Genomic DNA, 25,501 nt, shown 5'->3' on the forward strand with positions numbered 1-25,501 from the left:
GCAATTTAGTAGCTTAAACGGCCCTGCTTCACCAGCCACTCACGCACCATAAACAGCGCGCTGACGTTACGCGCTTCGCGGAAGTCGGGTTCATCCAGCAGCGCCAGCAGATTATTTAGCGGCCAGCGATGGACAATTAGCGGCTCCGGCTCATCACCTTCCAGCTTCTCTTCGTACAAACCTTCCGCCACCACGATGTTCATCTTGCTGGAGAAATATGAGGGCGCCATGGTCAGCTTGCCCAGCGCTTCCAGTTTGGTGGCACCAAATCCCGCTTCTTCTTTCAGTTCACGATCGGCGGCTTCAAAGGCGCTTTCGCCAGGATCGATTAGCCCTTTAGGAAAGCCCAGTTCATAGCTTTCCAGACCGACGGCATACTCCTGAATCAGGATCACGTCATCGCCAATTATCGGCACAATCATCACCGCTTCACGGTCGGAAGGTTTCATGCGCTCATAAACGCGGCGCGCGCCATTACTGAAAGCGAGATCGACCGCTTCGATGGTGAACAGGCGGGAGCGGGCCACCGCTGCCACATTGAGGATGTCAGGTTTTTTCATTGGGGTTTTCATATCAGCCTCAAACTTAGCACAACCCTGTGAAACGTGATGACGCCAGCATACCGAAGCCAGAACTATTGTGCGACACGCAGCGTAAGTAAACTATGGTGACACACATTCACTTATGGCTGCTAACAACTTCTTGTTATCTATGCAGTTAAAAATTCACAATAAGTCAACGGTGTGGGGTTAAATTCAGAAAATACCGATATTTAGTTGAGTCATGTCTGGTTAACATCCCGTTAAGGAATGATCTAACAAACTATAATTAAATGATTTTGCGCGTTATTTTATCTGACTTTTCCCTTGTCAGAATGACATCTGCTCGCCAAAATTGACTTGTATTGATGGATTCACCGGGAGTAATTCGTTAACGTGAAGGCAGTTTTTTGGCTGGATTGAGCAAAGCATGAGCACTTATATTGTCATTCTGGCTGTCATGCTCGCCTGTTCCTTATTAGCAGGTATCGGCTATTGGTTCGCTATGCGGCATCGTCCGCCGTTGGCGAAACCACTGCCGTTTATCAGTCCGCCTAATCGCAAGCTCACCGACGAAGAACGCGCTGCCGTTGAAAAGTACATCGCGCTACTAGTGAAACAGCAGCAACACAGCAGCGCGCGATCCGCAAAGAAGCCGCGCGAACCTCAAGCGCTGACGCTCACCGCGCAAAGCAACAATGTTTATCCTGTCACCCGCTCCATCACCCGCTATGGCCTCTCCACCGACGATCCGCAGAAGTGGCGCTACTATCTCGATGAAGTCGAAGTGCATCTTCCGCCGCTTTGGGAACAGTACATAGCCGAAGAGAACCACGTAGAGCTGATCCGCACGCAAACGCTGCCGCTGGTGATTTCGCTTAACGGACATTCGCTGGTGAATTACGCGGTAGAACAACCGGCGCTGCCGCCACTGGTGCGTCCGATGTCCACTAACGCGTCGATTCGTAAAGAAGAGAGCGAGAATGTTGAGCTGCTGCAGGTACGCAAAGAGACCTCAGAAGAGTATCAGCTTTCTCGCGCCGACGGCACGCGTGAAGCGGTCGCCATCTGTTTCGCTTTCCTGCTGTTCTTCCTGAGTCTGGTGCTGCCCGGCAGCCTGATGGGCTGGATTGCGCTGCTCGGCTGCCTGATGATCGCCGTTAGCCTGTGGTTCCTCTATCGCTTCCCTGGCGCCAAAGGTTTGCGCGATGTGCATTGCCTGCGCGGTGCGCCCAAGCGCTGGGGCCTGTTTGGTGAATCCAATCAGGAGCAGAGCAACATCTCGCTGGGCATTATTGATTTAATCTATCCCGCGCACTGGCAGCCGTATGTAGCGCACGATTTAGGCCAAACCACCGACGTCGATATGTACCTCAATCGTCAGGTAGTGCGTCAGGGGCGCTTCCTGTCGCTGCAGGATGAAGTGCGTAACTTCCCGGTGCAGCGCTGGCGTAAAAATCTGGTGCTGGCGTGCGGCTCGCTGCTGGTGCTGGTCATGCTATTCACCTGGATTCCTCTCAGCATGCCGATCAAACTCAGCCTTGCATGGGTGAAAGGCACCGAGAGCATTGAAGTGAATAGCGTGGATAAGCTGAATGCGCTGCCGCTGCACATCGGCGACATTTTGAAAGTGGGCGGCACCGGCATGTGTTCGGTACCGGGCAATTATCAAAGCAATCGCAGCTACGCCTACATGCCGTTCGACTGCTCGGCGATTTACTGGAATAACGCCGCGCCGCTGCCACAGCCGCAATCGGAGATCATCGATAAAGCCTCGGCGCTGCTCGATACCACCACGCGCCAGCTGCATCCGGAAACCAATACCGATCCCAAACTCAATCCGCAGCTCGCCTCGGCGATTCAGAAATCGGGCATGATTCTGCTGGATGACTTCTCGGATTTGGTGCTGAAAACCCAGGATCTGTGCAGCCAGCAGCAGGATTGCGTACGCCTGAAAAATGCGCTGGTGAATCTCGGCAACGCCAAAGATTGGGATTCACTGATTCACCGTGCGGATTCTGGCAAGCTGAATGGCATGAACGTACTACTGCGTCCGGTGAGTGCCGAAGCGCTGGAAAATCTGGTGAACACCGCCACCTCCAGCTTCTTCGCGCGTGAAACGCGTCGTGCGGCTGAAAACCTCAATAGTCCACCGCCGGGCGGCTTCCTGATTGTCAGTGATGAAGGTCGTCAGATGGTGATGCAACCGCAGCCGTCGGTACCGCTGTTCGATCTTGATGCGCCTTCGCAATGGCGCGAACTGCAACGCATGTCTGGCATGCTGCTGCATACGCCATTCGCCGCCAGCGGCATCATCACCAGTATTACCACCGATGCCAACGGCACACGCCATATCGCGCTGCATAACGAGCCGGATGCCATGGCGCAATGGCGCTATTTGGGTACCACGCTGTTGATGCTGGTGCTGATTGCCAGCGCGGTGATCAACGGCTTGCTGGCGCTGCGTCGTATTCATCGCAATCGCCTGCGCATGGCGGAAATTCAGCAGTATTACGATAAGTGCTTCAACCACAATCTGAACACTATGCAGAGCGTGCGCTCGCTGTTCTGAGCCCTCTCCTTCTGTGCTACCCTGTCGCCCACTTTTTTGCGGCGAGAAAGACAATGCAGGTTACGCTTAACTGGTCAGAGATTGATACCGTGCTGCTGGATATGGACGGCACCTTGCTCGATCTCGCCTTTGATCGCCACTTCTGGCTGGAACACGTTCCGGAAACCCTGAGCCGCGAACGCGCCATCACGCTGGGCGAAGCGCATCAGCTGATTGAGCAGAAATACCAGGCCGTGGTGCATACGCTAAACTGGTATTGTCTCGATTACTGGTCTCAGGAACTGGCGCTGGATATTCGCGCCATGACGTGGGAGAAGCGCCACCGCGCGGCAATGCGTGAAGATACGCTGCCGCTATTGCAGGCGCTGCGTGCCGCAGGTAAGCGCACGATTCTGTTGACCAATGCGCATCCTTACAATCTGGATGTGAAACTGGAGCAGACCGGATTAGCTGCCCACCTTGATTTATTACTTTCCACCCATACCTTTGGATATCCGAAAGAGGATCCGCGTCTCTGGCAAGCCGTTCAGCAACACACTGCGTTTGACAGCGCGCGCACGCTATTCATTGATGACAGCGAAGCGATTCTGGATGCAGCAACACGCTGGGGCATCCGCTGGTGCTTAGGCGTCAGCAATCCGGATTCCGGTCGGCCCGATCAATCTTTCCAGCGTCATCCGGCGGTACGCGATTATCGCCAATTGTGTGAGACGCTGCGTTAAAGCAGGAGCCGCAATACCATGAAAGAGAAAGTGAGCGAAGGCGTGCGCCTCGACAAATGGCTGTGGGCCGCGCGCTTCTACAAAACGCGTGCGCTGGCACGCGAAATGGTCGAAGGCGGCAAAGTGCATTACAACGGTCAGCGCAGCAAGCCGAGCAAACTGGTGGAGCTCAATGCTGAATTGACGCTGCGTCAGGGCAACGATGAGCGCACCGTGGTGATCACCGCCGTGACCGATCAGCGTCGTCCGGCCAGCGAAGCCCAGGCGCTGTATGCCGAAACCGCCGCCAGCATCGACAAGCGCGAGAAAACCGCGCTGGCACGCAAGATGAATGCCTTAACCATGCCGCACCCCGATCGCCGCCCGGATAAGAAAGAGCGCCGCGATCTGATGAAATTTAAATTGTCGGGTGATAAATAACGCGCCCCCAACGAGAGAAACACTATGTCTGCGAACGATCAACTGCACCGTTACCTGTTCGAAAACGTCGCCGTGCGCGGCGAGCTGGTCAATGTGAGCGAAACCTGGCGTGAAATCGTCGAAAATCACCACTACGTTGAGCCGGTAAAAACCTTGCTGGGCGAGCTGCTGGTAGCCACCAGCCTGCTAACGGCAACGCTGAAGTTTGACGGTGATATCACGGTGCAGTTACAGGGCGACGGTCCGCTGACGCTGGCGGTGATCAACGGTAACAACCGTCAGGAGTTGCGTGGCGTGGCGCGCGTGCAAGAAGACGCGGAGATCGCACCCGGCAGCAGCCTGAAAGAGATGGTCGGCAACGGCTATCTGGTGATCACCATTTCGCCAGAGAAAGGCGAGCGCTATCAGGGCGTGGTTGGCCTGGAAGCAGATACGCTGGCGGGTTGTCTGGAAGATTACTTCATGCGTTCTGAGCAGTTGCCAACGCGCCTGTTTATCCGCACCAGCGACAAAGGCGCAGCCGGCATTCTGCTGCAGGTGCTGCCAGCGCAAGAGCCGAGCCTGGATGATTTCAATCACCTCGCCACGCTGACCGAAACCGTGAAGAGCGAAGAGCTGATTGAGCTGCCCGCCACCGACGTGCTGTGGCGCCTGTATCATCAGGAAGAAGCCACCGTGTTCGATCCGTCGCCAGTCAGCTTCAAGTGCACCTGTTCACGCGAGCGCTGCGGTGAAGTGCTGAGCACGTTGCCGGTTGAGGAAGTGGACGAAATCCTCGCAGAGGATGGCGAAATCGATATGAATTGCGACTATTGCGGATCGCATTACGTGTTCGATGCAGTGGATATTGCCGCCATTCGTAACGCGCCAACCAACAACAGCGATCACGTGCATTAATTACCTGCCGGGCGGTTCATCCGCCCGCATTCCTGCTGAACGTATCCCTATCATTTATCACGGTTATTAGCTAAATAACGCTGACTTTAGTTTCATAAGTGGCAGATTTCTCTACTTGTCACGTTCCAGCTCGCATTTCTGACTATCTTCTCTTTTCCGCTGTGCTCAGAAGAGTACACTGCGCGCGATCTGCCCTGCGTGGCTATGCAGGCAGGCGGCAGAATCACCCCATAAAAAATATGCAGTAACAGATACCGATTAAAGGAGCAGTCACATGCGCGTTAACGGCCTGACATCGCAAGACCTCGCCTCTATGGGCATCAGCGGCACCACCGAAGTGGTGTACAACCCTGATTTCGACACCCTGTTTCAGGAAGAAACTCGCCCAGAGCTGGAAGGTTATGCGCGAGGCATTCTGACGCAGAGCGGTGCTATTGCCGTGGATACCGGCATCTTCACGGGTCGCTCGCCAAAAGATAAGTACATCGTTCGGGATGACACCACGCGCGACACGCTGTGGTGGAACGATGTCGGCAACGGTAAAAATGATAACCAGCCGCTGTCACAGGAAACCTGGCAGGCGTTGAAAGATCGCTGCACCCAGCAGCTTTCCGGCAAACGCCTGTTTGTGATTGATGCGTTCTGCGGTGCCAATCCTGACACGCGCCTCAGCGTGCGCTTCGTGATGGAAGTGGCCTGGCAGGCGCACTTCGTCAAAAACATGTTTATCCGCCCGAGCGCAGCCGAACTGGCTGACTTCAAACCGGATTTCGTGGTGATGAACGCCGCGCAGTGCACCAATCCAGACTGGCAGGCGCAAGGTCTGCACTCCGAGAACTTCGTCGCCTTCAACCTGACCGAGCGCATGCAGCTGATTGGCGGCACCTGGTACGGCGGCGAGATGAAGAAAGGGCTGTTCGCCATCATGAACTACCTGCTGCCGCTGAAAGGCATCGCTTCAATGCACTGTTCGGCTAATGTCGGCAAAGCGGGCGATGTGGCGGTGTTCTTCGGCCTGTCCGGCACCGGTAAAACCACGTTGTCCACCGATCCGGATCGCCAGCTGATTGGCGATGACGAACATGGCTGGGATGACGACGGCGTGTTCAATTTTGAAGGCGGCTGCTACGCCAAAACCATCAATCTGTCTGAGCAGGCGGAGCCGGAGATCTACCGTGCGATTCGCCGCAATGCGCTGCTGGAAAATGTGGTGGTGCGCGCCGATGGCAGCGTGGATTACGCCGACGGCAGCAAGACCGAGAACACCCGCGTCTCTTATCCGATCGAGCATATCGAGAACATCGTGCAGCCGGTGTCGAAAGCGGGCCATGCGAAGCGGGTGATTTTCCTTACCGCCGATGCTTTTGGCGTGCTGCCGCCGGTTTCACGCTTGACGCCGGAACAGACGCAATACCATTTCCTGTCTGGCTTTACCGCCAAATTGGCCGGCACCGAGCGCGGCGTCACGCAGCCAGCGCCCACCTTCTCTGCCTGCTTTGGCGCGGCGTTCCTGACGCTGCACCCAACGCAATATTCAGACGTGCTGGTGAAGCGTATGGAAGCGGCAGGTGCGCAGGCGTATCTGGTGAATACCGGCTGGAACGGCAGCGGCAAGCGCATTTCGTTGAAAGACACGCGCGCCATCATCAACGCGATTCTGGCCGGTGAGCTGGATGAGGTTGAGACTGACACCTTGCCGGTGTTCAACCTGCAGATGCCTAAAGTTCTGCCGCAGGTGGCTAGCGCGATTCTCGATCCGCGCCGCAGCTGGCCGACAGAAGCGGCCTGGCAGCAAGCCGCGCAGGATCTGGCGCAGCGCTTTATTACTAACTTTGAGAAATATACCGATAACGATGCGGGTAAAGCGTTAGTGCAGGCGGGTCCGCAGTTGTGATGTGAAAACCCGGTGGGCATAAATGCCCGCCGGGTATCACGCACTGTGATTGATACTCGCCACCGCCGTAGCGCTGCTGCCTTCCGGAATCGGCAACCAGGCACGAATCCGCAATCCGCCCCGGTCGCTGTCACCAATCTCCAGCGAGCCTTCATGCGCATCGATAATACGCTGCACAATCGCCAAACCGAGACCGGTGCCGCTGGTACTGCGCGCGCTGTCGCCGCGCACAAACGGCTGGAACAGATGCTGTAGCTGATCCGGCTTGATGCCCGGACCATCATCTTCCACCTGGAACCACGCGCGGTTCAGCTCCTTGCCGCTGCTGACCTTAATCCATCCATTGCCATAACGCGCCGCGTTGACCACCAGATTCGCCAGCGCGCGCTTGATCGACAGCGGGTTGATATCCAGCATCAAATCCTCGGACATCACCGCGTTCTCAATCTCGCGCTCGTAGCCGCTCTCTGCCGCCACCACTTCGCCCAGCACGCTGTTGAGGTCGGCACGCTCGGTCTGCATCTCCTGACCGGTACGCAGATAGTCGATGAACTGCTCGATAATCGCGTTGCACTCTTCGATATCTTTGTTGATCGACTCCGCCAGATAACCATCCTGCTCGCCCATCATCTCAGTAGCGAGACGAATGCGCGTCAGCGGCGTACGCAAATCGTGGCTGACACCCGCCATTAACAAGGTACGATCGTCGGCCAACTGCTTCACACCGGCCGCCATTTGGTTAAACGCCCGCGTCACCGAACGCACTTCCGACGCGCCGTATTCACGAAGCGGCGGTGGAATGATGCCTTTACCGACCTGCAACGCCGCATGCTCCAGATCCACCAGGGGTCGGTTCTGGATGCGGATAAACAGCCAGGCGCCGCCAATCGCCAGCAGCATAATCGCCAGCGTGTAGCGGAACAGCGGTGAGAAGTCGCCCTGATGGATTTCGGTGAGCGGCACGCGCACCCAGATATCCGGCGACAGCCAGGTTTTCAGCCACACCACCGGCGAGTTTTTATTCACCTCGACACGGACATCGGTAGGACCGCCCAGCTGCTGGCCCATCTGCTCACTGAGGAATTCGTAATGTTGCGCCCAGCGCAAACCGCTCTCTTCCGCCGCCGCGTTGGTATACAACGAGATGCCCAGCTCACGATAAATTTCGCGTCGGAAGGCCGGTGGCACTTCCAACTGCGTTCCGTCTTCCAGCTGCAGCCGATCGGTCATCAACATACGTACTTCGTACGCGAGGACCTTATTGAACTGCTGCAAGCTGGGAAGAATGGCGAAATTGAGCACCACCAAATAGGTTGTTACCAGGCTGACGAACAGCAAGGTAACAATCAATAACAAGGTGCGGGCAAACGAACTGCGGGGTGAGAAGCGCAATCGCCTCATGCTTTGCTGCCGTCCGGAACGAATACGTAGCCAAGACCCCAAACGGTCTGAATGTAACGTGGATGCGCCGGATCTTCTTCCACCATGCGGCGCAGACGCGAGATCTGCACGTCGATGGAGCGTTCCATGGCGCTGTATTCACGGCCACGCGCCAGGTTCATCAGCTTATCGCGTGACAGAGGCTCACGCGGATGGCTCACCAGCGCTTTCAGCACGGCAAACTCACCGCTGGTCAGCGGCATTGGCTCATCTTCACGGAACATCTCGCGGGTGCCGAGGTTCAGCTTAAACTTACCGAAGGCGATAACCGCTTCTTCCTGCGAAGGCGCGCCCGGCAACTCATTGGCCTGACGACGCAATACGGCACGAATACGCGCCAGCAGTTCGCGCGGGTTAAACGGTTTTGGAATGTAGTCATCCGCACCGATTTCCAGACCGACGATACGATCCACTTCTTCGCCTTTCGCGGTGACCATGATGATCGGCATCGGGTTGCTTTGACTGCGTAAACGGCGGCAGATAGACAAACCATCTTCGCCCGGCAGCATCAAGTCGAGCACCATCAAGTGGAAGGATTCGCGGGTTAACAGTCGGTCCATTTGCTCGGCGTTGGCAACGCTACGCACCTGAAAGCCCTGCTCGGTGAGATAGCGCTCCAGCAACGCACGCAAACGCATATCATCATCGACGACCAGAATTTTGTAGTTCTCTTGCATGTTCAACTCCCAAAGGCGCCATTGCCTGAGCCAATATTGTTAAAAAAAGAGGCCTCAGTGTGACAGTCATTAATGGTTTATATTCTAGCCGAAATTGTTACAAAGCATATTAAACAGCAGCTTATATTTATTTTTGACCCTGAAATGCGCTTCGCTTCGCGTTTTTTATCTGTGCTTTCAAGCCGCTTAGCGCTTATCTGAAAATTTGGCGCATTTTCTTTCTGTTACTGGTTCATGACAAAAAATCCCGCCGCCAGAGAGGCGTTCAGGGCGATTTGACTTAAGGTGATGGTGAAGAATAGGCCTGAGTTGGAGTGATGGCAGCATAAAATAGGGCATTTCTCTTGCGGAATGCGCATCTGTTTTCGGAACAATTCCCGAGCGATGAAAAACAAGGCCAGTGTTAAATTAATTCCTACAAATCAATCAGTAATCTCCTCTTTCCTCTCTTCTCTCGATCTCCGACACTGGATTCGTACCTGTTGTTATTGAGTTCATGTGGAGAGAGAAAAATGAAAAAAACGGTAATTCTGCTGGGCGCACTGGTACTGACCAGCTTCACTCAGGTTCAGGCGGCCACCAGCGCGGGCGAAGCGGCTGGCGCGCAGGCATCCACGACGGCGAAGGGTAACTCGGACGCGATCGGTGTTGGCGCTGTAGGCGCGCTGCTCGGCGTGGCGCTGGCGACCATGGGCGGCGGCGACAAAGGTGGCAGCGGTACCTCAACCACCACCGCGACCCAGGCCGGTAAATAACGCATCACGGCCATTCAGTTCACCTCTGCTATCCAGTACCGCATTACGTCGCGGCGCGATTTATCGCGCAATCAATTGCGCCGCGACGATGTGTGCGTTTTGCGAAAGAGTGTTGAGTACGACACCAACGGCGATTACCCGTTTCAGGGCGTCTCTTTGACATAGTCGATGCTGTTGACGAACCACAGCTTCTGCCCTTCCGGCGTGTTGACCACCACTTCGTCATCCACTTCTTTCTTGATCAGCGCGCGCGCCATCGGCGAGTCGATCGAGATGTACTCTTTCATCGTCTCGCCATAAATTTCATCCGGGCCAACAATGCGGAAACGCTTCACATCGCCCTGTTCATTCTCCACTTGCACCCAGGCACCGAAAAACACTTTGCCCTCCTGCTGCGGCGCGTAATCGACGATTTTCAGATCGGCGAGGCATTTGCGCAGATAGCGCACCCGGCGATCGATCTGGCGCAGCAGACGCTTGTTGTAGGTGTAATCCGCGTTTTCCGAACGATCGCCGAGGCTTGCCGCCCAGGAGACGATTTTGGTGACTTCCGGACGCTTTTCATTCCACAAATGGTCGTGTTCGGCACGCAGCTTGTTATAGCCTTCGCGGGTAATCAGTTGGGTTTTCATGACTTCAACTCGTGGTGACGGCGGTTCTTCGCAGCAAAGAGGCTAACAATAAGCGACCGATTGACCATCAGCAAGATTGCGCGCGCTGCATTCAGAAAAAGACGGATTCACGGGCCACCGGCTGGCAATTTTCGGCCTCATTCCGTATAACTGTCCGCTATTTCCAACCCTGTGTAAGCATTGTTAATGATGATGAAAGATTCACTGAGCCAGATTATCGCAGGTGAGCTGAAGGCACGCGCCGACCAGGTTGATGCTGCCGTTCGCTTACTTGATGAAGGGAACACCGTGCCGTTTATCGCACGTTATCGTAAGGAAGTGACCGGCGGACTCGACGACACCCAGCTGCGTTTGCTGGAGAGCCGTCTGAGTTACCTGCGCGAGCTGGACGATCGTCGCCAGTCGATTCTGAAATCCATCGACGAACAGGGCAAACTCACGCCTGAACTCGCCACCGCCATCAACAGCACGCTGAACAAAACCGAGCTGGAAGACCTTTACCTGCCGTACAAACAGAAGCGTCGCACGCGCGGACAGATCGCTATTGAAGCCGGTCTGGAACCGCTGGCCGATACGCTGTGGCAGGACCCATCGCAGGATCCCGAGCAGCTGGCCGCCAGCTACGTTGATGCCGACAAAGGTGTCGCCGACGTGCGCGCTGCGCTGGATGGCGCGCGCTACATCCTGATGGAGCGCTTTGCCGAAGACGCGACGCTGCTGGCGAAAGTGCGTGAATATCTGTGGAAGAACGCGCATGTGGTTTCGCGCGTGGTGGAAGGTAAAGAGGAAGAAGGCGCAAAATTCCGCGACTACTTCGATCACCACGAAGCGCTGAGCGGCATACCGTCGCACCGTGCGCTGGCGATGTTCCGCGGCCGCAATGAAGGCGTGCTGCAGCTGTCGCTGAATGCCGATCCGCAGTTCGATGAAGCCCCGCGTGAAAGCTATGGCGAAACGCTGATCGCCGAACACCTCAAGCTGCGCCTGAATAACGCGCCAGCGGATAGCTGGCGTAAAGCGGTGGTGAGCTGGACCTGGCGCATCAAAGTGCTGCTGCACCTCGAAACTGAATTGATGGGCACCCTTCGTGAACGCGCCGAAGATGAAGCCATCAACGTATTTGCCCGTAACCTGCACGATCTGCTGATGGCCGCGCCTGCGGGCATGCGCGCCACCATGGGCCTCGATCCAGGCTTACGTACCGGCGTGAAAGTTGCGGTGGTAGATGCCACCGGCAAGCTGGTCGCCACTGATACCATTTATCCGCACACCGGCCAGGCGGCGAAAGCGGCCACGGCTGTGGCGGCGCTGTGCGCCAAACATCAGGTTGAACTGGTGGCGATTGGTAACGGTACCGCCTCGCGCGAAACCGAGCGCTTCTTCCTCGACGTGCAGAAGCAGTTCCCGCAAATCAACGCGCAGAAAGTGATCGTCAGCGAAGCCGGTGCATCGGTCTATTCCGCTTCTGAGCTGGCGGCGCTGGAGTTCCCGGATCTCGACGTTTCCATCCGTGGCGCGGTTTCCATCGCGCGTCGCCTGCAGGACCCGCTCGCTGAGCTGGTGAAGATCGATCCGAAATCGATCGGCGTAGGCCAATATCAGCACGACGTCAGCCAAAGCCAGCTGGCGAAGAAGCTGGATGCGGTAGTGGAAGACTGCGTAAATGCCGTGGGCGTCGATCTCAACACCGCGTCTGTGGCGCTACTGACCCGCGTCGCCGGTTTAACCCGCATGATGGCGCAGAATATTGTCAGCTGGCGCGATGCAAATGGCCGCTTCCAGAACCGTCAGCAGCTGCTGAAAGTGAGCCGCCTCGGGCCGAAAGCCTTTGAGCAGTGCGCGGGCTTCCTGCGCATCAACCACGGCGATAACCCGCTGGATGCCTCAACTGTGCACCCGGAAGCCTATCCGCTGGTCGAGCGCATTCTGGCCGCCACCGAGCAGGCGCTGAATGAGCTGATGGGCAATGCTGGCGGACTGCGCGATCTGAATGCCCGCGACTTTACCGATGAGCGCTTCGGCTTGCCAACGGTCACAGACATCATCAAAGAGCTGGAAAAACCGGGCCGCGATCCACGTCCGGAGTTTAAAACCGCGCAGTTTGCTGAAGGCGTGGAAACGCTCAACGATCTGCTGCCGGGCATGGTGCTGGAAGGCGCCGTCACCAATGTCACCAACTTCGGTGCTTTCGTCGATATCGGCGTGCATCAGGATGGTTTGGTGCACATCTCTTCCCTTTCCGACAAGTTCGTTGAAGATCCCCATCAGGTGGTGAAAGCCGGCGATATCGTCAAAGTGAAGGTGATGGAAGTGGATATGCAGCGTAAGCGTATTGCGCTCACCATGCGTCTGGACGAGCAGCCTGGTGAAAGCAATGCCCGCGGCAGCAACCGCAGCGCAGGCAAAGAAAACGCCCGCCCGGCGGCCAATAACAAAGGCCGCGGCAAACCTGCCGGCGCTCCGGCAGGCAACAGCGCGATGGGTGATGCGCTCGCCGCGGCATTCGGTAAAAAACGCTAAGTTCCTGCCGTAAATAACGCGCGGAGAAACCCTCGTCTCTGCGCGTATCAGCTTGATAAATCTCCTCATCCAACTACGCTGAAAAAATAACCTTCCGCGTGGCCCAGCGATCCATGGATATTATCAACGCCTTAATCGATGAGATTTATCACGGCAGCTTTCCGGTCGCGGCGCGTGAACGCCTGCTTTCACACATTCGTGCCGCGCGCGATACGGCAAAACTGCCGCGCAAGGCGCACTGGGATGAGAAAGATGTGGTGCTGATTACCTATGCCGATCAATTCCGCGAACCTGAACAGCCAACCCTTGCCAGCTTCTCACGTTTTTATCAGCAGCATCTGCAATCCACTTTCAGTCTGGTGCATCTGTTGCCGTTCTTTCCCTACTCTTCCGACGATGGCTTCTCGGTTATCGACTATCACCAGGTCAATCCGATTTGCGGCGACTGGCAGCATATCAGCGCGCTGCACAGCGAAACGCGGCTGATGTTTGATTTTGTCTGCAACCACATGTCGGCGCACAGCCGCTGGTTTCAACACTTTCTGGCGCAGGATCCGGGTTGGGATGATTTCTTTATCAGCATGCCGCCGGCGACCGATCTCAGCGCGGTGACGCGTCCACGCACCTCGCCGCTGCTCACACCGTTTGCGATGGCCGACGGCGAGACGCGCTATATCTGGACCACCTTCAGCGCCGATCAGATCGACCTCAACTTTGGCAATCCGGAAGTGCTGATTCGCATGGTCGATGTGCTGCTCGACTACCTGAACAAAGGCGCGGATTATGTGCGGCTCGACGCGGTGGGCTACATGTGGAAAACGCCGGGCACCAACTGCATTCACCTGCCGAAAACGCATCAGCTGGTGAAGCTGTTTCGCGCCATTGCCAATGAAGTGGCGCCCGGCACGGTGATCGTCACCGAAACCAACGTGCCGCACAAAGACAACATCAGCTATTTCGGTAACGGCAAAGATGAAGCGCAAATGGTGTATCAGTTTTCGCTGCCGCCGCTGGTGCTGCACGCCATTCATTCCGGATCGGCGCGTGCGCTGCGTCAATGGGCCAGCACGCTGGATTTAGGCGGTGGCACCACCACTTTCTTTAACTTTCTCGCCTCGCACGACGGCATTGGACTCAATCCGGCGCGCGGCATTTTGTCGGAAGTGGAGATTGTGGCGCTGGTGCGTGATTTAGCGCTGGAAGGCGCGCTGGTCTCCTACAAGAACAATGCCGATGGCACCACCAGCCCTTACGAAATCAATGTCACCTATTTCGATGCGCTCAATCAGCAGGACGACGACGATGACACGCGTTTGCGCCGCTTCCTGCTGGCACACGCGATTCTGCTGTCGTTTCCTGGCGTACCGGCGATTTACATTCAAAGTATTCTTGGCTCGCGCAACGATAATGAAGGCGTGCGCGCCGCCGGTCACAACCGTGCCATCAACCGGGAGAAGTACAGCCTGCGTGAAATGGAACAGTGGATCAGCGGCGGCAACCCGCTGCGCCAACAGGTGTATGAACGCCTGAGCGCGCTGATTCAACTGCGCACGCGGCAACCCGCGTTTCATCCCGATAACCCGATGACGCTGCTGGAAAGCGAAAATAGCCTGCTGGTGTTGCGTCGCCATCAGCCGGATAGCGATGAGGGTTTGCTGTGTGTGTTTAATCTCAGCCGTCATGAGGTGACGACACAGTTACCGCTGGCGCGGCGTATGCAGGATGTGATTAGCGGGGAGAAGCTGGATGGCAGCCAGCCCTTAACGCTGGCTGCGTGGCAGTTTATGTGGCTGCGGTAAACGTCATGATCAGCTGCGTAAATTCATCGGGGTGAGAAATGAAAGGCGCATGCGCGGCTTTCTCCATCACCACCGAGGATGAAGCTGGCCAGCGTGAATCCAGTACTTCTGCAATACGACGCGGCACCAGCCCATCGAGATAGCCGTAAATACGCAGGAACGGCAGCGGTAGATCGTCGAGCGCGGCACGCAAATCGTCCTGACGCAAAATCTCTAATCCCCCTTCCAGCACCGCAACCGACGGCATCGGCTGTGATAACACCACCTCTTTCAACTGACGCGCATCCTGTCGCGCGTTCTCCGTGCCCATGGTTTGCAGCGCCAGAAAGCGCTCAACGGTGCGCTGGAAATCCGTGCTCAACTGCTGCTGAAAATTTTGCAGCGTTTCGGGCTTGATGCCGGGCCATACATCACGCGCGGTAAAACACGGCGATGAGGCAACGGTGATCAGCGCTGCAACGCGCTCCGGCTGGGTTAACGCCAGCTGGCTGGCCACCAATCCACCCAGCGACCAGCCGAGCAGCACCGCGCGGTCGGGTAACTGCGGCAACAGCTGTTGCGCCATTTCCGCTAAGGTCAGCGGCGCAAAACCCTGGCTGCGGCCAAAGCCCGGCAGATCCACCAGATGCAGGCGAAAATGCGAGCTGAGTCGCGGAACGATGTTTTGCCACACTTCGGCGTTCAAACCCCAGCCGTGCAGCAGCACAAGATCGCGATCGCCCGTGCCTGTGGTGTGCCAGTAAAGCGAACTCATCGGTTACACTCCGGAAAAGTGATAAGGAGGTCGCTATGCTACCAATCCCGGCCCTGTGTTGGCTATGCCGCCTGCCGTTGCAGATTGCCAGCCACGGTTTGTGCAGCCGCTGCGTGCAGCAAATTCCGCGGCTACCGGCACTCTGTCCCTGCTGCGGTTTACCGGCCAGTGGAATGCAGCCCTGCGGGCGCTGCCTGCGCCGCCCGCCGCCGTGGCAGAGTCTGAGCTGCGTCAGCGATTACCTGCCGCCGCTGAGCGATTGGGTGCAGCAGCTGAAGTTTTCTCGCGTAACCGCACTCAGAGTGATGCTGGCGCGGCTGATTTTGTTAAAATTGTTAACAATGCGTCGTGATTACCGGCTGCCGCGTGTAGATTTGGTGCTGAGCGTACCGCTGCATCGTCGGCGCGCCTGGCAACGCGGCTACAATCAGGCGGCGCTGCTAGCAAAACCGCTGGCTCGCTGGCTGGGCTGTGAATATCGCGAAGCGGTAAAGCGGGTGCGACAGGGCGCAGTTCAGCATTCATTGAGCGCCAGCGCGCGCAAAAAGAACCTGCGCGGCGCGTTTCGCCTTGAAATGCCGGTGCGCGGACGCCATATCCTGCTTATCGACGATGTTGTGACGACCGGAAGTACCGTGGCGGAAATTAGCCGCATCCTGCTGGCGCAAGGCGCGGCCAGCGTACACATTGGTTGCCTGTGCCGTACCTTGTAGAGCGTCGGTGTTGGGCGTATTATAACCAAGTAATTTAGTCAACTATTGAGCAATCGCCATGATCGTTATTACTGATGCTGCGCAAGAGCACTTCTCAAAATTGCTGTCCAAACAAGAAGATGGCACTCAGATTCGCGTATTCGTCATTAATCCGGGTACGCCAACCGCAGAATGCGGTGTTTCTTACTGCCCACCCGATGCAGTAGAAGCGACTGATACCGAATTTAAGTTCGAAAAACTGTCAGCCTTTGTTGATGAGCTGAGCGCACCGTACCTCGATGACGCGGAAATCGACTTTGTTACCGACAACCTCGGTTCGCAGCTGACGCTGAAAGCGCCTAACGCCAAAATGCGGAAAGTCTCTGACGATGCGCCAATGGTGGAACGCGTGGAATATCTGCTGCAAGCGCAGATTAACCCGCAGCTGGCTGGTCACGGCGGTCGCGTATCGCTGATGGAAATCACCGATGACGGCATCGCCATTCTGCAATTCGGCGGCGGCTGTAACGGTTGTTCGATGATCGACGTCACGCTGAAAGATGGCATCGAGAAAGAGCTGCTGGCAGCCTTCCCTGAGCTGAAAGGCGTGCGCGATTTGACCGAGCACCAGCGCGGCGAGCACTCGTACTACTGATTAAGCACGCGGCAGCGACCCGACGCTGCCGCGCGTTCTTCAACGCTTCCTGCGCCCGGTATTCACCGCATTCAATAAGCCCGGCACGTTTCCTCTAAACATCTTTTCGATTGTGACGCTTAACTTGCGCCGCCAGTTTGGATATTCATCTACCGTACCCGGCACGTTGACCGGTGAAGTCATAGCAAGCCAGTCTTCAGGTTGCAGCCCCAGCAATGCGCTGTTAGTGCGCGCCAGATAGCGGTGGAAGCCGCGATTGAGCATCGGTGTGAAGGACAATCGGCTGGCAACGGTACCGTGGCGCGCAGGCAACGTATTCATCTGATGCAGCACATCCAATAGCGCCTGTTTTTGTGTATCCCTTTGCCTTAGCAATGACATGTATACGCTCTCCTGGTACAAGCCCAGTTTGTGACCCAGAAAAAGATCCTCATATCTCCAGAATCCCGCCAACGTCGGCAAATCATGGGTACTGGCGCTGGCAATCGACTGCACGGGATACTCTTGCGGCTGACGATAGCTGCCATCGCCGTGCTGCTCGAAGAACAACACTTTCCACGAGAAAATGCCGCTTTTGCGCAGCAGGCTGACGATCTCTTTTGGCACCGTGCCGAGATCTTCGCCAATGACCATGCAGCGATGGCGCTGACTCTCCAGCGCAAGGATCGCTAGCAGATCCTCAACCGGATAGGCCACGTAAGCGCCTTTATCCGCGCTTTCGCCGTAGGGAATCCACCACAAGCGCAGCAGCGCCATCACGTGATCGATACGCAAAGCGCCGCAGTCACGCATATTGGCGCGCAGCAGGTCGATAAAAGGCTGATAGCCGCGCGCGCGCATCACATGTGGATCGAGCGGCGGCAAACACCAGTTTTGCCCCTGCGGACCGAGGCGATCCGGCGGTGCGCCAACGGAAGCGCCGAGTTTATACAGTTCCGGATCCTGCCAGGTTTCCGCGCTGCCTTGCGCCACGCCGACCGCTAAGTCGCGATATAATCCCACTTCCATGCCAAGCTGCTGGCTAATTTGACAGCAGATGGCAAACTGCTCTTGTGCCACCCACTGCAACCAACTCCAGAATTGAATCTCCTCTTCGTGTTCCGCACACCATTGCTGCACCTCCGGCAGCAAAGCGTTGCGCCAGCCTTCCGGCCAGTTGGTCCAACCCCATTCATCAGGATGCTGCTGGCTGCGTTCGGCGAGAATGCCATCAAACGCCGCCTGATAACGCAGATGGTCGCCGCCCTCAACGATAAATTGCTGGAATCCGGCATCTTCAGCGGCGCGCGGCTGAAAGCGTTGCCAGGCAAAGCGCAGCGCGGCCAATTTCAGTTTGGCCACCGCGCTGTAATCGACAAACTCAGCCGCGCGCGCCTGATCCAGCGCTTTGCGTGTTTTCGCCCTTTGCCACCAACGCTGCGCTGCCTCGCTACGCTGAAAATCCTCCAGCCGATTAACGTCGATATACAGCACGTTGAGCCAGCGACGCGAGGTTGGGCTGTAAGGACTGGCATGTTCTGGCTGTGCAGGATAAAGCGCATGCAAAGGATTAAGGCCAACGAAGTCACCGCCATTATTGGCAACGTTCTCCAGCATTTGCGCCAAATCGCCGAAGTCACCGATGCCCCAATTGTCATCCGATCGCAGCGTGTAAAGCTGTACTAACGCGCCCCACAGTTTCTCGCCTTGCTCGACTGATGCCGGGATAAAACAGCGGCGTGGCGCAATGATGATGCGCGTTTGCCACTGCTGGCGACCTTTGCGCAGCGTGAGCTGGTGATAACCTTGTGACAGACGTGGCGGCAGTGTGAGCGGTTCTCCGCCCTGCACTTCGCCGCTGAAGCTTTTGCCCTGTTCGGTTTGTAGCTGCCAGGAAAAGGTGCCGCTGCCTTGTGGCGTCAGTTGGCGCTTGCTGCGAGCGGCAAATACCTGCACCGGCGGCAGCGGTGGCGCTTTACCGGTTGGCGTTTCCATGACTGCCAGCAACGCGCGTTTGGTCTCATCGCTGATGGTTTCCGGCTCGCCGTGCGCATTGATAAAGCGCAGCGAAATGCCGGCATCCTGTGTCGCCTGGTCCAGCTTGTTGAGCGTCATCGTGTCTCCAAAATCATCAATCGTGTCTTTATCGGGCCGCCTGCCAAATCCGCTGCTGATAATCGCGAATTGAACGGTCAGAGCTGAAGCGGCCGGTGTGAGCGGTATTGAGGATCGCTGCGCGCGTCCAGGCGTCCGGGTTTTTCCACAACGCTTCCACCCGCTGCTGCGCGGCGATGTAGGCATCAAAGTCGGCCAGCACCAGCCAGGGATCGCCATTTTTGGTCAGGCTTTGCAGCATCAAATCAAACGCATGCTTATCGCCCTCGCTGAACTTGCCCTTCTCCAGCTCCTTCAGCAAACCATCCAGATAAGGATTCTGTTTACGCAGCTTTTTCGGGCTGTAGCCGCCCGCCTTCAGCGCTTTCACCTCATCCACGCTGTTGCCGAAGATAAAGATATGCTTCGCGCCCACCGCTTCAGCAATCTCCACATTGGCGCCGTCCAGCGTGCCAATAGTGAGCGCGCCATTCAGCGCCAGCTTCATATTGCCGGTGCCGGAAGCCTCATAACCGGCGGTGGAAATCTGCTCGGAGAGATCGGCGGCCGGAATCATCAGCTCTGCGGCGGTGATGCGGTAATCCGGGATAAACACCACTTTGAGGCGATCGCTGACGAGTGGATCGTTGTTAATCACCTCCGCCACTTTGTTGATGGCATAGATGATATTTTTGGCGAGGTAGTAGCCGGGCGCGGCTTTGGCGCCAAACAGGAACACGCGCGGCACGAAGTCGGGGTTATCCGGGTTGTCGCGCAGCTGGCGATAGCAGTGCAGCATATGCAGCAAACTGAGGTGCTGACGTTTGTACTCATGCAGTCGCTTAATCTGCACGTCAAACAGCGCATCCGGATTGATATCAATGCCGGTCACGCGCTTGACGTAGAGCGTCAGCCGCTGTTTGTTTTGCTGCTTGATGTCGCGAAACTGCTGACGAAACGCCTTCTTGCGGGCGAAAGGTGCCAGCCACGCCAGCGCATCGAGATCGTTGGCCCACTCAACCTGCAGGCTGTCATCGATCAGCGTCGCCAGCAGCGGATTACACTGTTTCAACCAGCGGCGCGGCGTGATGCCGTTGGTCACATTATGGAATTTGTTCGGCCACAGCAGGTGATATTCCGGGAACAGATCTTTCACCACCAGCTCGGAGTGCAGCGCCGCCACGCCGTTGACGGCGAAACAGCTCACCACGCACAGATTCGCCATACGCACCTGACCATCAGCCACCACCGCCAGCTTGTGCCAGATCGCTTTATCGTCTGGCCACCGTTGCTTCACTATCTTTTTCAGGCGGCGATTAATCTCGCGGATGATCAACATATGGCGCGGCAGCAGGTCGCGCACCAGCTTCTCATCCCAGCGCTCCAGCGCTTCCGGCATCAGCGTGTGGTTAGTGTAAGCAAAAGTGCGGCTGGTGATATGCCACGCATCGTCCCAACTCAGTTGATGCTCATCCAGCAGCACGCGCAGCATCTCCGGGATGGCGATGGTGGGATGCGTGTCGTTAAGCTGGATTACTTCGAAATCTGGCAAAGTGCGAATGGCGCGCCCGGCGAGATGATGACGCCGCAGAATATCGCCCACCGCGCAGGCGCACTGGAAATACTGCTGCATCAGGCGCAGCCGCTTACCTTCGGCATGATTATCATTGGGATAGAGCACTTTGGTCAGCTTGTCGGCTGCAATGCCTTGCTGCTCAGCCTGCAGGAACTGGCCGTTGTTGAACGCGTTGAGATCGAACGGCTGCGCGCTGCTGGCTTTCCACAGGCGTAGCGGCAGCGTGATACCGTTGCGATAGCCCACCACCGGCAAATCCCAGGCTTCGCCTTTGAGGTGAATTTTAGGTCGCCAGCTGAGGCTACCATCGTGGTTCTCTTTGACCTTGCCGCCGAGGCCTACCTGCACATCCAGCGCGGCGTTGTAGCGGAACCACGGATAGCGATCGCGCTGCCAGTCATCCGGCGCTTCCTGCTGCTGTCCGTCGGCAAACGTCTGACGAAACAGGCCGTATTGATAGTTGAGGCCGTGGCCCATCGCAGCCTGGCCGACGGTCGCCATCGAATCCATATAGCAAGCGGCCAAACGCCCCAATCCGCCGTTACCGAGTGCCGGATCCACCTCCTCTTCCAGCAGTTCGCTCAGCTCAACCTGATGTTCCGCCAGCGCGGCTTGCACTTCGTTATACCAGCCAAGATTGAGCAAATTGTTGCCGGTCAAACGCCCCAGCAGAAACTCCATCGACAGATAGTTGACGTGGCGCTGCCCGTGTTTGGCTGGCACAGGTGGCTGCGTCGCCAGCATTTCTGCCAGCACGCGGCTCAGCGCTTGCCACCATTGCTGCGGTGTCATTTGCTGGGCGGAAGTGAGTCCGAGATGCTGCCATTGGCGGGTGAGCGCGGCGTCGAAACGTGTTTTATTGAATTTTTGCTGCGACATATCAATCCCTTCGAGTCCGTTAACGGTAAAGCCGGGCGAGCGCAAGAGGTGAATGGATAAGTAAAGCTGGGGGCGCAGAAAAAAGCGACAGGGAAATGCAGGTGCGGTGAAAAAAATCGGTGCTGATTTTTGTAGCGGCGCGATTTATCGCGCAATAAATTGCGCCGCTACGGCATTAGCAAAGTTCGAGGTGAACTTCGTGCTGTTCAATCACTTTCAGCACGCTGGCCGGCGGGCTTTGATCGGTATACATGTAATCAATCAGGCTCATATTGCCGAGGTTGACCATCGCATTACGGCCAAACTTCGAGTGATCCACCACCAGCATCACGCAGCGCGAGTTTTCGATGATGGCGCGTTTGGTGCGCACTTCGTGATAATCGAACTCCAGCAGCGAACCATCCATATCAATGCCGCTGATGCCGAGAATGCCGTAATCGAGGCGAAACTGCGAAATGAAGTCCAGCGTCGCTTCGCCCATGATGCCGCCATCGCGCGTGCGCACTTCGCCGCCGGCGATAATCACGCGGAAATCAGGTTTCGCCATCAGCAGAATCGCCACGTTGAGGTTGTTGGTGACGACGCGCAGATTATTGTGATTGAGCAGCGCATGCGCCACCGCTTCCGGCGTGGTGCCGATATCAATAAACAGCGTGGCGCCATCAGGGATCTGGCTCGCCACGCGCTCGGCGATGCGCGCTTTCTCCGCCGACCACATCATTTTACGATCCTGCCATGCGGTATTTTCTGAGCTGGACGGCAGCGCCGCCCCGCCGTGATGGCGCATGATTTTGTTCTGATCGGCCAGGTCGTTCAGGTCACGCCGAATGGTTTGCGGGCTGACTTCAAAGTGATCAACAAGCTCTTCGGTACTGACATATCCCTGACGCCGGACCAGATCGATAATGGCGTCATGACGTTGCGTCTGCTTCACATCTCTCTCCTCGGCTCGTGGCCGCTTCTTTTATTGGTGCTGCTAACGACGCGTAATCTTACGCGTATCAACAAATGCCATCGCTAAACCCACCAGCAAGCCGGTGACGTGCGCGGCGTTGGCGATCGACAGACCAAATGCGCCGTACCAGCCAATCACCAACCATACGACCGCGAAGCCAATCAGGCCGCGCTCGAGATAAATACCACTTTCGGGATCGCGCTCGCCGCGCAGCCAGCAGTAACCCATCAACGCGTAAACCACGCCCGACAAACCACCAAACAGCACGCCGCTGAACTTGGCCTGCATCCAGCCGGTTAGCAGCGCCGAGATCAGCATAATCACAAACAGCTTGCCGCTGCCGAGACGCTTCTCGACCGCACCGCCGAGATACCACCACCACATCAGGTTGAACAGGATATGCAGTAGCGAGAAGTGCAGCAGCGCATGGCTAAACCAGCGCCACACCTGGAAATATTGCGAAGAATCCGCCGGCCACGCCAGCCAATCCAGCGCCACATCATCACCGACGATCTGCATCAGGATAAATACCGCGACGCAGGCGATCATGATGGTCATGGTGAGCGGACCTGCGCGTTCGCGAATGCTCGCCCAGATGTGGGTGCGCTCGTAGCGCAAGCCACTTTCGGTGTTGCCGCTATGCCAGCTGGCCGCCTGATAGCGCGGATGGTTGGGATCGCGCACGAACTGCGCGAGTTCGTTTTCGACCCTCTCCAGCTTGCTTTCGTCATCCAACATAATGACAAAGTGGCTTTCGCGCTCAATGCGTAGCGTCACGCCGCGAGTCGCCATGTAGTCGACAAACGCCTGCGCCATGCGCGGATTATTGAACTGGGTGATGCGCATCATGCGGTGATCTCCTTCCTTATGCGATGGGCTCAGGCGTCGCCGAGGGCAACCTGCGCCGGGAATGCCGCGCGCCAGGCATCAAATCCGCCGTCAATGCTGTACGCCGCGCTGAATCCCTGGCCCAGCAGGAACTGCGCCGCGCCTTTGCTGCTGTTGCCGTGATAGCACATCACCAGCACCGGCAAAGCCTGATTGGCGTTGGCGATGAAATCCGCCAGATTGTCGTTGGTCAGGTGCTGCGCGCCCGCCGCGTGGCCCATCATAAAGCTCTGCGGATCACGGATATCCACCAGCTGCGCACCTTGTGCCAGATGCTCTTGCGCCTGCAGGACGTTAATACACTCGAAGGTTTCCATGGTGTCTCTCATTACTTCATCACAATTAGCGCCTAGTTTAACCTGAGAACGCGCCGCGATAACCTGACAAGTCCTGTGGTTATGTGATTTTTTTCCTGTCGGAATGTTAGCTATATCACGCAAAAATGTTTTTATTCAGTTAACCGCTGGCGTAGATGTTGGTTTCCGATTATTATTACGCTCGAAAACGAACATTTTAGAACTATTCCGAACATCGGAGGAGATGACGTGGAAACCAAAGACCTGATCGTGATCGGCGGCGGCATTAACGGAGCCGGCATTGCAGTGGACGCTGCAGGACGCGGACTGTCGGTGCTGATGCTGGAGGCGCGGGATTTGGCCTGTGCAACCTCCTCCAACAGCTCGAAATTGATTCACGGCGGCCTGCGCTACCTTGAACACTATGAATTCCGCCTGGTGGGCGAAGCGTTAGCAGAACGTGAAGTGCTGCTAAAAATGGCCCCGCACATCGCCTTCCCGATGCGCTTCCGTCTGCCGCACCGTCCGCATCTGCGTCCGGCGTGGATGATCCGCATGGGCCTGTTTATGTATGATCGCCTCGGCAAACGCACCACGCTGCCGGGCAGTAAGAGCCTGCGTTTTGGCGCGGATTCGGCCCTCAAGCCAGAGATCACGCGCGGATTCGAATATTCTGACTGCTGGGTTGATGATGCGCGCATGGTGGTACTCAATGCGCAGGAAGTGGAAAAACAGGGCGGCGAAGTACGCACCCGCACGCGCGTGACCCGCGCCTGGCGTGAAGCCGGTTTGTGGATGGTGGAAGCCGAAGATATCGACAGCGGTAAAACCTACACCTGGCGCGCCAAAGGTCTGGTCAATGCGGCCGGTCCGTGGGTAAAAGAGTTCTTCGACGATGGCCTGAAGCTGAAATCGCCGTACGGCATTCGTCTGATCAAAGGCAGCCACATTGTGGTACCGCGCGTCCATCGCGAAAAGCAGGCGTATATCCTGCAAAACGAAGATAACCGTATCGTGTTTGTGATTCCGTGGATGGATGAGTTCTCCATCATCGGCACCACCGACGTGGAGTACAAAGGCGATCCGAAAGACGTGAAGATCGATGACAACGAAATCAGCTACCTGCTGAACGTGTTCAATGGACACTTCAAACAGCAGCTGAGCAAAGATGACATCGTCTGGACTTACTCGGGCGTACGTCCGCTGTGCGATGACGAATCGGATTCGCCGCAGGCCATCACCCGTGATTACACGCTGGATGTGCATGACGACAATGGCCAGGCGCCGTTGCTGTCCGTGTTCGGCGGCAAGCTGACCACCTATCGTAAGCTGGCGGAACATGCGCTCGAGAAACTGACCAAATACTACCCGAATATCGGCCCGGCGTGGACCAAAAACGCGGTATTGCCGGGCGGGGATTTCTCCGGTTCACGCGAGGATTACACCGCCAGCCTGCGTCGTCGCTATCCGTTTATTAGCGAAGGGATGGCGCGTCACTTTGCGCGGACTTACGGCAGCCGCACCGAAGAGCTGCTGGCAGGCGCGAAGAGCATCGACGATCTGGGTGAAAACTTCGGTCACGAGTTCTACGAAGCCGAGCTGCGTTACCTGGTGAAAAACGAATGGGTACGCGAGCTGGATGATGCGATTTGGCGTCGTACCAAACAAGGTATGTGGCTGAACGAAGCCGAGCAGGCGCGCATTGCCGAGTGGCTGGCGGTCAACGCACAGAAACCGGCGTTGTCGTTAGCGTCATAATCTCAGCCAATTAAAAGGCCGCTATCCTGATGGGATAACGGCCTTTTTTTATGGAAAACAGCGCGATAAATCGCGCCGTTACGAATGCGTGCACATCCCGTAGCGGCG

General features: G+C 56.7%; 21 protein-coding genes. 11 read left to right on the plus strand and 10 right to left on the minus strand.

Annotated features, from left to right (window positions below):
• Positions 1-5 precede the first annotated feature (5 nt).
• Positions 6-572, minus strand: a complete 567-nt coding sequence (gene nudE, locus ACFQW4_RS19100) for an ADP compounds hydrolase NudE (protein WP_101762674.1) — start codon at positions 570-572, stop codon at positions 6-8.
• Positions 573-969: 397 nt separating this feature from the next.
• On the opposite strand from nudE, the gene ACFQW4_RS19105 reads away from it, so the two are divergent.
• From ACFQW4_RS19105 to pckA, 5 genes are all read left to right on the plus strand, one after another.
• Positions 970-3,111, plus strand: coding sequence for an intracellular growth attenuator family protein (locus ACFQW4_RS19105; RefSeq protein ID WP_137386663.1), 2,142 nt, complete (start codon positions 970-972; stop codon positions 3,109-3,111).
• A gap of 53 nt (positions 3,112-3,164) precedes the next feature.
• Positions 3,165-3,833: a GMP/IMP nucleotidase gene (gene yrfG, locus ACFQW4_RS19110; protein WP_101762676.1), complete on the plus strand. Its 669-nt coding sequence runs from the start codon at positions 3,165-3,167 to the stop codon at positions 3,831-3,833.
• Positions 3,834-3,851: 18 nt separating this feature from the next.
• A complete protein-coding gene (gene hslR / locus ACFQW4_RS19115) occupies positions 3,852-4,253 on the plus strand; it encodes a ribosome-associated heat shock protein Hsp15 (protein WP_101762677.1) in 402 nt (133 codons plus the stop codon).
• Between the two features lie 24 nt (positions 4,254-4,277).
• The gene (hslO, locus tag ACFQW4_RS19120; RefSeq protein WP_192414824.1) at positions 4,278-5,150 is read left to right on the plus strand and encodes an Hsp33 family molecular chaperone HslO; all 873 of its coding nucleotides are present in this window, start codon (positions 4,278-4,280) and stop codon (positions 5,148-5,150) included.
• Positions 5,151-5,424: 274 nt separating this feature from the next.
• Positions 5,425-7,044 carry a phosphoenolpyruvate carboxykinase (ATP) gene (gene pckA / locus ACFQW4_RS19125; RefSeq protein WP_377726685.1) on the plus strand — a complete coding sequence of 540 codons (1,620 nt, stop codon included), beginning with the start codon at positions 5,425-5,427 and terminating at the stop codon, positions 7,042-7,044.
• 36 nt (positions 7,045-7,080) lie between these two features.
• On the opposite strand, the gene envZ is transcribed toward pckA, so the two are convergent.
• Positions 7,081-8,445 (minus strand): two-component system sensor histidine kinase EnvZ, encoded by a 1,365-nt coding sequence (gene envZ / locus ACFQW4_RS19130; RefSeq protein WP_101762680.1) that lies wholly within the window; start codon positions 8,443-8,445, stop codon positions 7,081-7,083.
• Positions 8,442-9,161 carry a two-component system response regulator OmpR gene (gene ompR, locus ACFQW4_RS19135; RefSeq protein WP_001157751.1) on the minus strand — a complete coding sequence of 240 codons (720 nt, stop codon included), beginning with the start codon at positions 9,159-9,161 and terminating at the stop codon, positions 8,442-8,444. Before ompR ends, envZ begins: the two co-directional genes overlap by 4 nt.
• A gap of 512 nt (positions 9,162-9,673) precedes the next feature.
• On the opposite strand from ompR, the gene yjbE reads away from it, so the two are divergent.
• On the plus strand, positions 9,674-9,916 hold the full coding sequence (yjbE, locus tag ACFQW4_RS19140; protein WP_101762681.1) for an exopolysaccharide production protein YjbE: 243 nt from the start codon (positions 9,674-9,676) through the stop codon (positions 9,914-9,916).
• A gap of 143 nt (positions 9,917-10,059) precedes the next feature.
• On the opposite strand, the gene greB is transcribed toward yjbE, so the two are convergent.
• Positions 10,060-10,548, minus strand: coding sequence for a transcription elongation factor GreB (greB, locus tag ACFQW4_RS19145; RefSeq protein WP_101762682.1), 489 nt, complete (start codon positions 10,546-10,548; stop codon positions 10,060-10,062).
• A 192-nt stretch (positions 10,549-10,740) separates the two neighbouring features.
• Between greB and ACFQW4_RS19150 the strand changes: the two genes are divergently transcribed.
• Together ACFQW4_RS19150 and ACFQW4_RS19155 are read left to right on the plus strand one after the other, a co-directional pair.
• Complete coding sequence (locus ACFQW4_RS19150; protein ID WP_377726894.1) at positions 10,741-13,068, plus strand: Tex family protein; 2,328 nt, start codon at positions 10,741-10,743, stop codon at positions 13,066-13,068.
• A 113-nt stretch (positions 13,069-13,181) separates the two neighbouring features.
• Positions 13,182-14,867 (plus strand): alpha-amylase family glycosyl hydrolase, encoded by a 1,686-nt coding sequence (locus tag ACFQW4_RS19155; protein WP_377726732.1) that lies wholly within the window; start codon positions 13,182-13,184, stop codon positions 14,865-14,867.
• On the opposite strand, the gene bioH is transcribed toward ACFQW4_RS19155, so the two are convergent.
• Positions 14,851-15,621: a pimeloyl-ACP methyl ester esterase BioH gene (bioH, locus tag ACFQW4_RS19160; protein ID WP_222235075.1), complete on the minus strand. Its 771-nt coding sequence runs from the start codon at positions 15,619-15,621 to the stop codon at positions 14,851-14,853. The genes ACFQW4_RS19155 and bioH overlap by 17 nt on opposite strands.
• A gap of 35 nt (positions 15,622-15,656) precedes the next feature.
• On the opposite strand from bioH, the gene gntX reads away from it, so the two are divergent.
• Together gntX and nfuA are read left to right on the plus strand one after the other, a co-directional pair.
• Entirely contained in the window at positions 15,657-16,334 is a 678-nt protein-coding gene (gene gntX / locus ACFQW4_RS19165; RefSeq protein ID WP_101762685.1) for a DNA utilization protein GntX, read from the plus strand.
• A gap of 58 nt (positions 16,335-16,392) precedes the next feature.
• Positions 16,393-16,968, plus strand: a complete 576-nt coding sequence (gene nfuA / locus ACFQW4_RS19170; protein WP_064741235.1) for a Fe-S biogenesis protein NfuA — start codon at positions 16,393-16,395, stop codon at positions 16,966-16,968.
• Positions 16,969-17,007: 39 nt separating this feature from the next.
• On the opposite strand, the gene malQ is transcribed toward nfuA, so the two are convergent.
• The 5 genes from malQ to glpE form a co-directional block, all read right to left on the minus strand.
• Positions 17,008-19,062: a 4-alpha-glucanotransferase gene (malQ, locus tag ACFQW4_RS19175; protein ID WP_377726738.1), complete on the minus strand. Its 2,055-nt coding sequence runs from the start codon at positions 19,060-19,062 to the stop codon at positions 17,008-17,010.
• A 28-nt stretch (positions 19,063-19,090) separates the two neighbouring features.
• The gene (gene malP, locus ACFQW4_RS19180) at positions 19,091-21,496 is read right to left on the minus strand and encodes a maltodextrin phosphorylase (RefSeq protein ID WP_377726741.1); all 2,406 of its coding nucleotides are present in this window, start codon (positions 21,494-21,496) and stop codon (positions 19,091-19,093) included.
• Between the two features lie 175 nt (positions 21,497-21,671).
• Positions 21,672-22,430, minus strand: a complete 759-nt coding sequence (locus ACFQW4_RS19185; RefSeq protein WP_008107931.1) for a DeoR/GlpR family transcriptional regulator — start codon at positions 22,428-22,430, stop codon at positions 21,672-21,674.
• Positions 22,431-22,472: 42 nt separating this feature from the next.
• Complete coding sequence (gene glpG, locus ACFQW4_RS19190; RefSeq protein WP_110867722.1) at positions 22,473-23,297, minus strand: rhomboid family intramembrane serine protease GlpG; 825 nt, start codon at positions 23,295-23,297, stop codon at positions 22,473-22,475.
• A gap of 32 nt (positions 23,298-23,329) precedes the next feature.
• Positions 23,330-23,656: a thiosulfate sulfurtransferase GlpE gene (gene glpE, locus ACFQW4_RS19195; protein WP_008107933.1), complete on the minus strand. Its 327-nt coding sequence runs from the start codon at positions 23,654-23,656 to the stop codon at positions 23,330-23,332.
• A gap of 228 nt (positions 23,657-23,884) precedes the next feature.
• Here glpE and glpD point away from each other — a divergent pair, with 228 nt between their 5' ends.
• Positions 23,885-25,393, plus strand: coding sequence for a glycerol-3-phosphate dehydrogenase (gene glpD, locus ACFQW4_RS19200; RefSeq protein WP_110867634.1), 1,509 nt, complete (start codon positions 23,885-23,887; stop codon positions 25,391-25,393).
• Positions 25,394-25,501: the final 108 nt, after the last annotated feature.

The sequence above is a fragment of the Pantoea sp. GCM10028869 genome (assembly GCF_042666835.1).
GTDB classification, from domain to species: domain Bacteria; phylum Pseudomonadota; class Gammaproteobacteria; order Enterobacterales; family Enterobacteriaceae; genus Pantoea; species Pantoea leporis.

Bases quoted from the DNA above. Each gene is read 5' to 3' on its own strand.
- hslO (WP_192414824.1), top strand. From the start codon at position 4,278: ATGTCTGCGAACGATCAACTGCACCGTTACCTGTTCGAAAACGTCGCC.
- yrfG (WP_101762676.1), top strand. From the start codon at position 3,165: ATGCAGGTTACGCTTAACTGGTCAGAGATTGATACCGTGCTGCTGGAT.
- hslR (WP_101762677.1), top strand. From the start codon at position 3,852: ATGAAAGAGAAAGTGAGCGAAGGCGTGCGCCTCGACAAATGGCTGTGG.
- nfuA (WP_064741235.1), top strand. From the start codon at position 16,393: ATGATCGTTATTACTGATGCTGCGCAAGAGCACTTCTCAAAATTGCTG.
- yjbE (WP_101762681.1), top strand. From the start codon at position 9,674: ATGAAAAAAACGGTAATTCTGCTGGGCGCACTGGTACTGACCAGCTTC.
- nudE (WP_101762674.1), bottom strand. From the start codon at position 572: ATGAAAACCCCAATGAAAAAACCTGACATCCTCAATGTGGCAGCGGTG.
- ACFQW4_RS19155 (WP_377726732.1), top strand. From the start codon at position 13,182: ATGGATATTATCAACGCCTTAATCGATGAGATTTATCACGGCAGCTTT.
- ACFQW4_RS19105 (WP_137386663.1), top strand. From the start codon at position 970: ATGAGCACTTATATTGTCATTCTGGCTGTCATGCTCGCCTGTTCCTTA.
- ACFQW4_RS19150 (WP_377726894.1), top strand. From the start codon at position 10,741: ATGAAAGATTCACTGAGCCAGATTATCGCAGGTGAGCTGAAGGCACGC.
- envZ (WP_101762680.1), bottom strand. From the start codon at position 8,445: ATGAGGCGATTGCGCTTCTCACCCCGCAGTTCGTTTGCCCGCACCTTG.
- bioH (WP_222235075.1), bottom strand. From the start codon at position 15,621: ATGAGTTCGCTTTACTGGCACACCACAGGCACGGGCGATCGCGATCTT.
- pckA (WP_377726685.1), top strand. From the start codon at position 5,425: ATGCGCGTTAACGGCCTGACATCGCAAGACCTCGCCTCTATGGGCATC.
- glpE (WP_008107933.1), bottom strand. From the start codon at position 23,656: ATGGAAACCTTCGAGTGTATTAACGTCCTGCAGGCGCAAGAGCATCTG.
- greB (WP_101762682.1), bottom strand. From the start codon at position 10,548: ATGAAAACCCAACTGATTACCCGCGAAGGCTATAACAAGCTGCGTGCC.
- ompR (WP_001157751.1), bottom strand. From the start codon at position 9,161: ATGCAAGAGAACTACAAAATTCTGGTCGTCGATGATGATATGCGTTTG.
- glpG (WP_110867722.1), bottom strand. From the start codon at position 23,297: ATGCGCATCACCCAGTTCAATAATCCGCGCATGGCGCAGGCGTTTGTC.
- malP (WP_377726741.1), bottom strand. From the start codon at position 21,496: ATGTCGCAGCAAAAATTCAATAAAACACGTTTCGACGCCGCGCTCACC.
- gntX (WP_101762685.1), top strand. From the start codon at position 15,657: ATGCTACCAATCCCGGCCCTGTGTTGGCTATGCCGCCTGCCGTTGCAG.
- malQ (WP_377726738.1), bottom strand. From the start codon at position 19,062: ATGACGCTCAACAAGCTGGACCAGGCGACACAGGATGCCGGCATTTCG.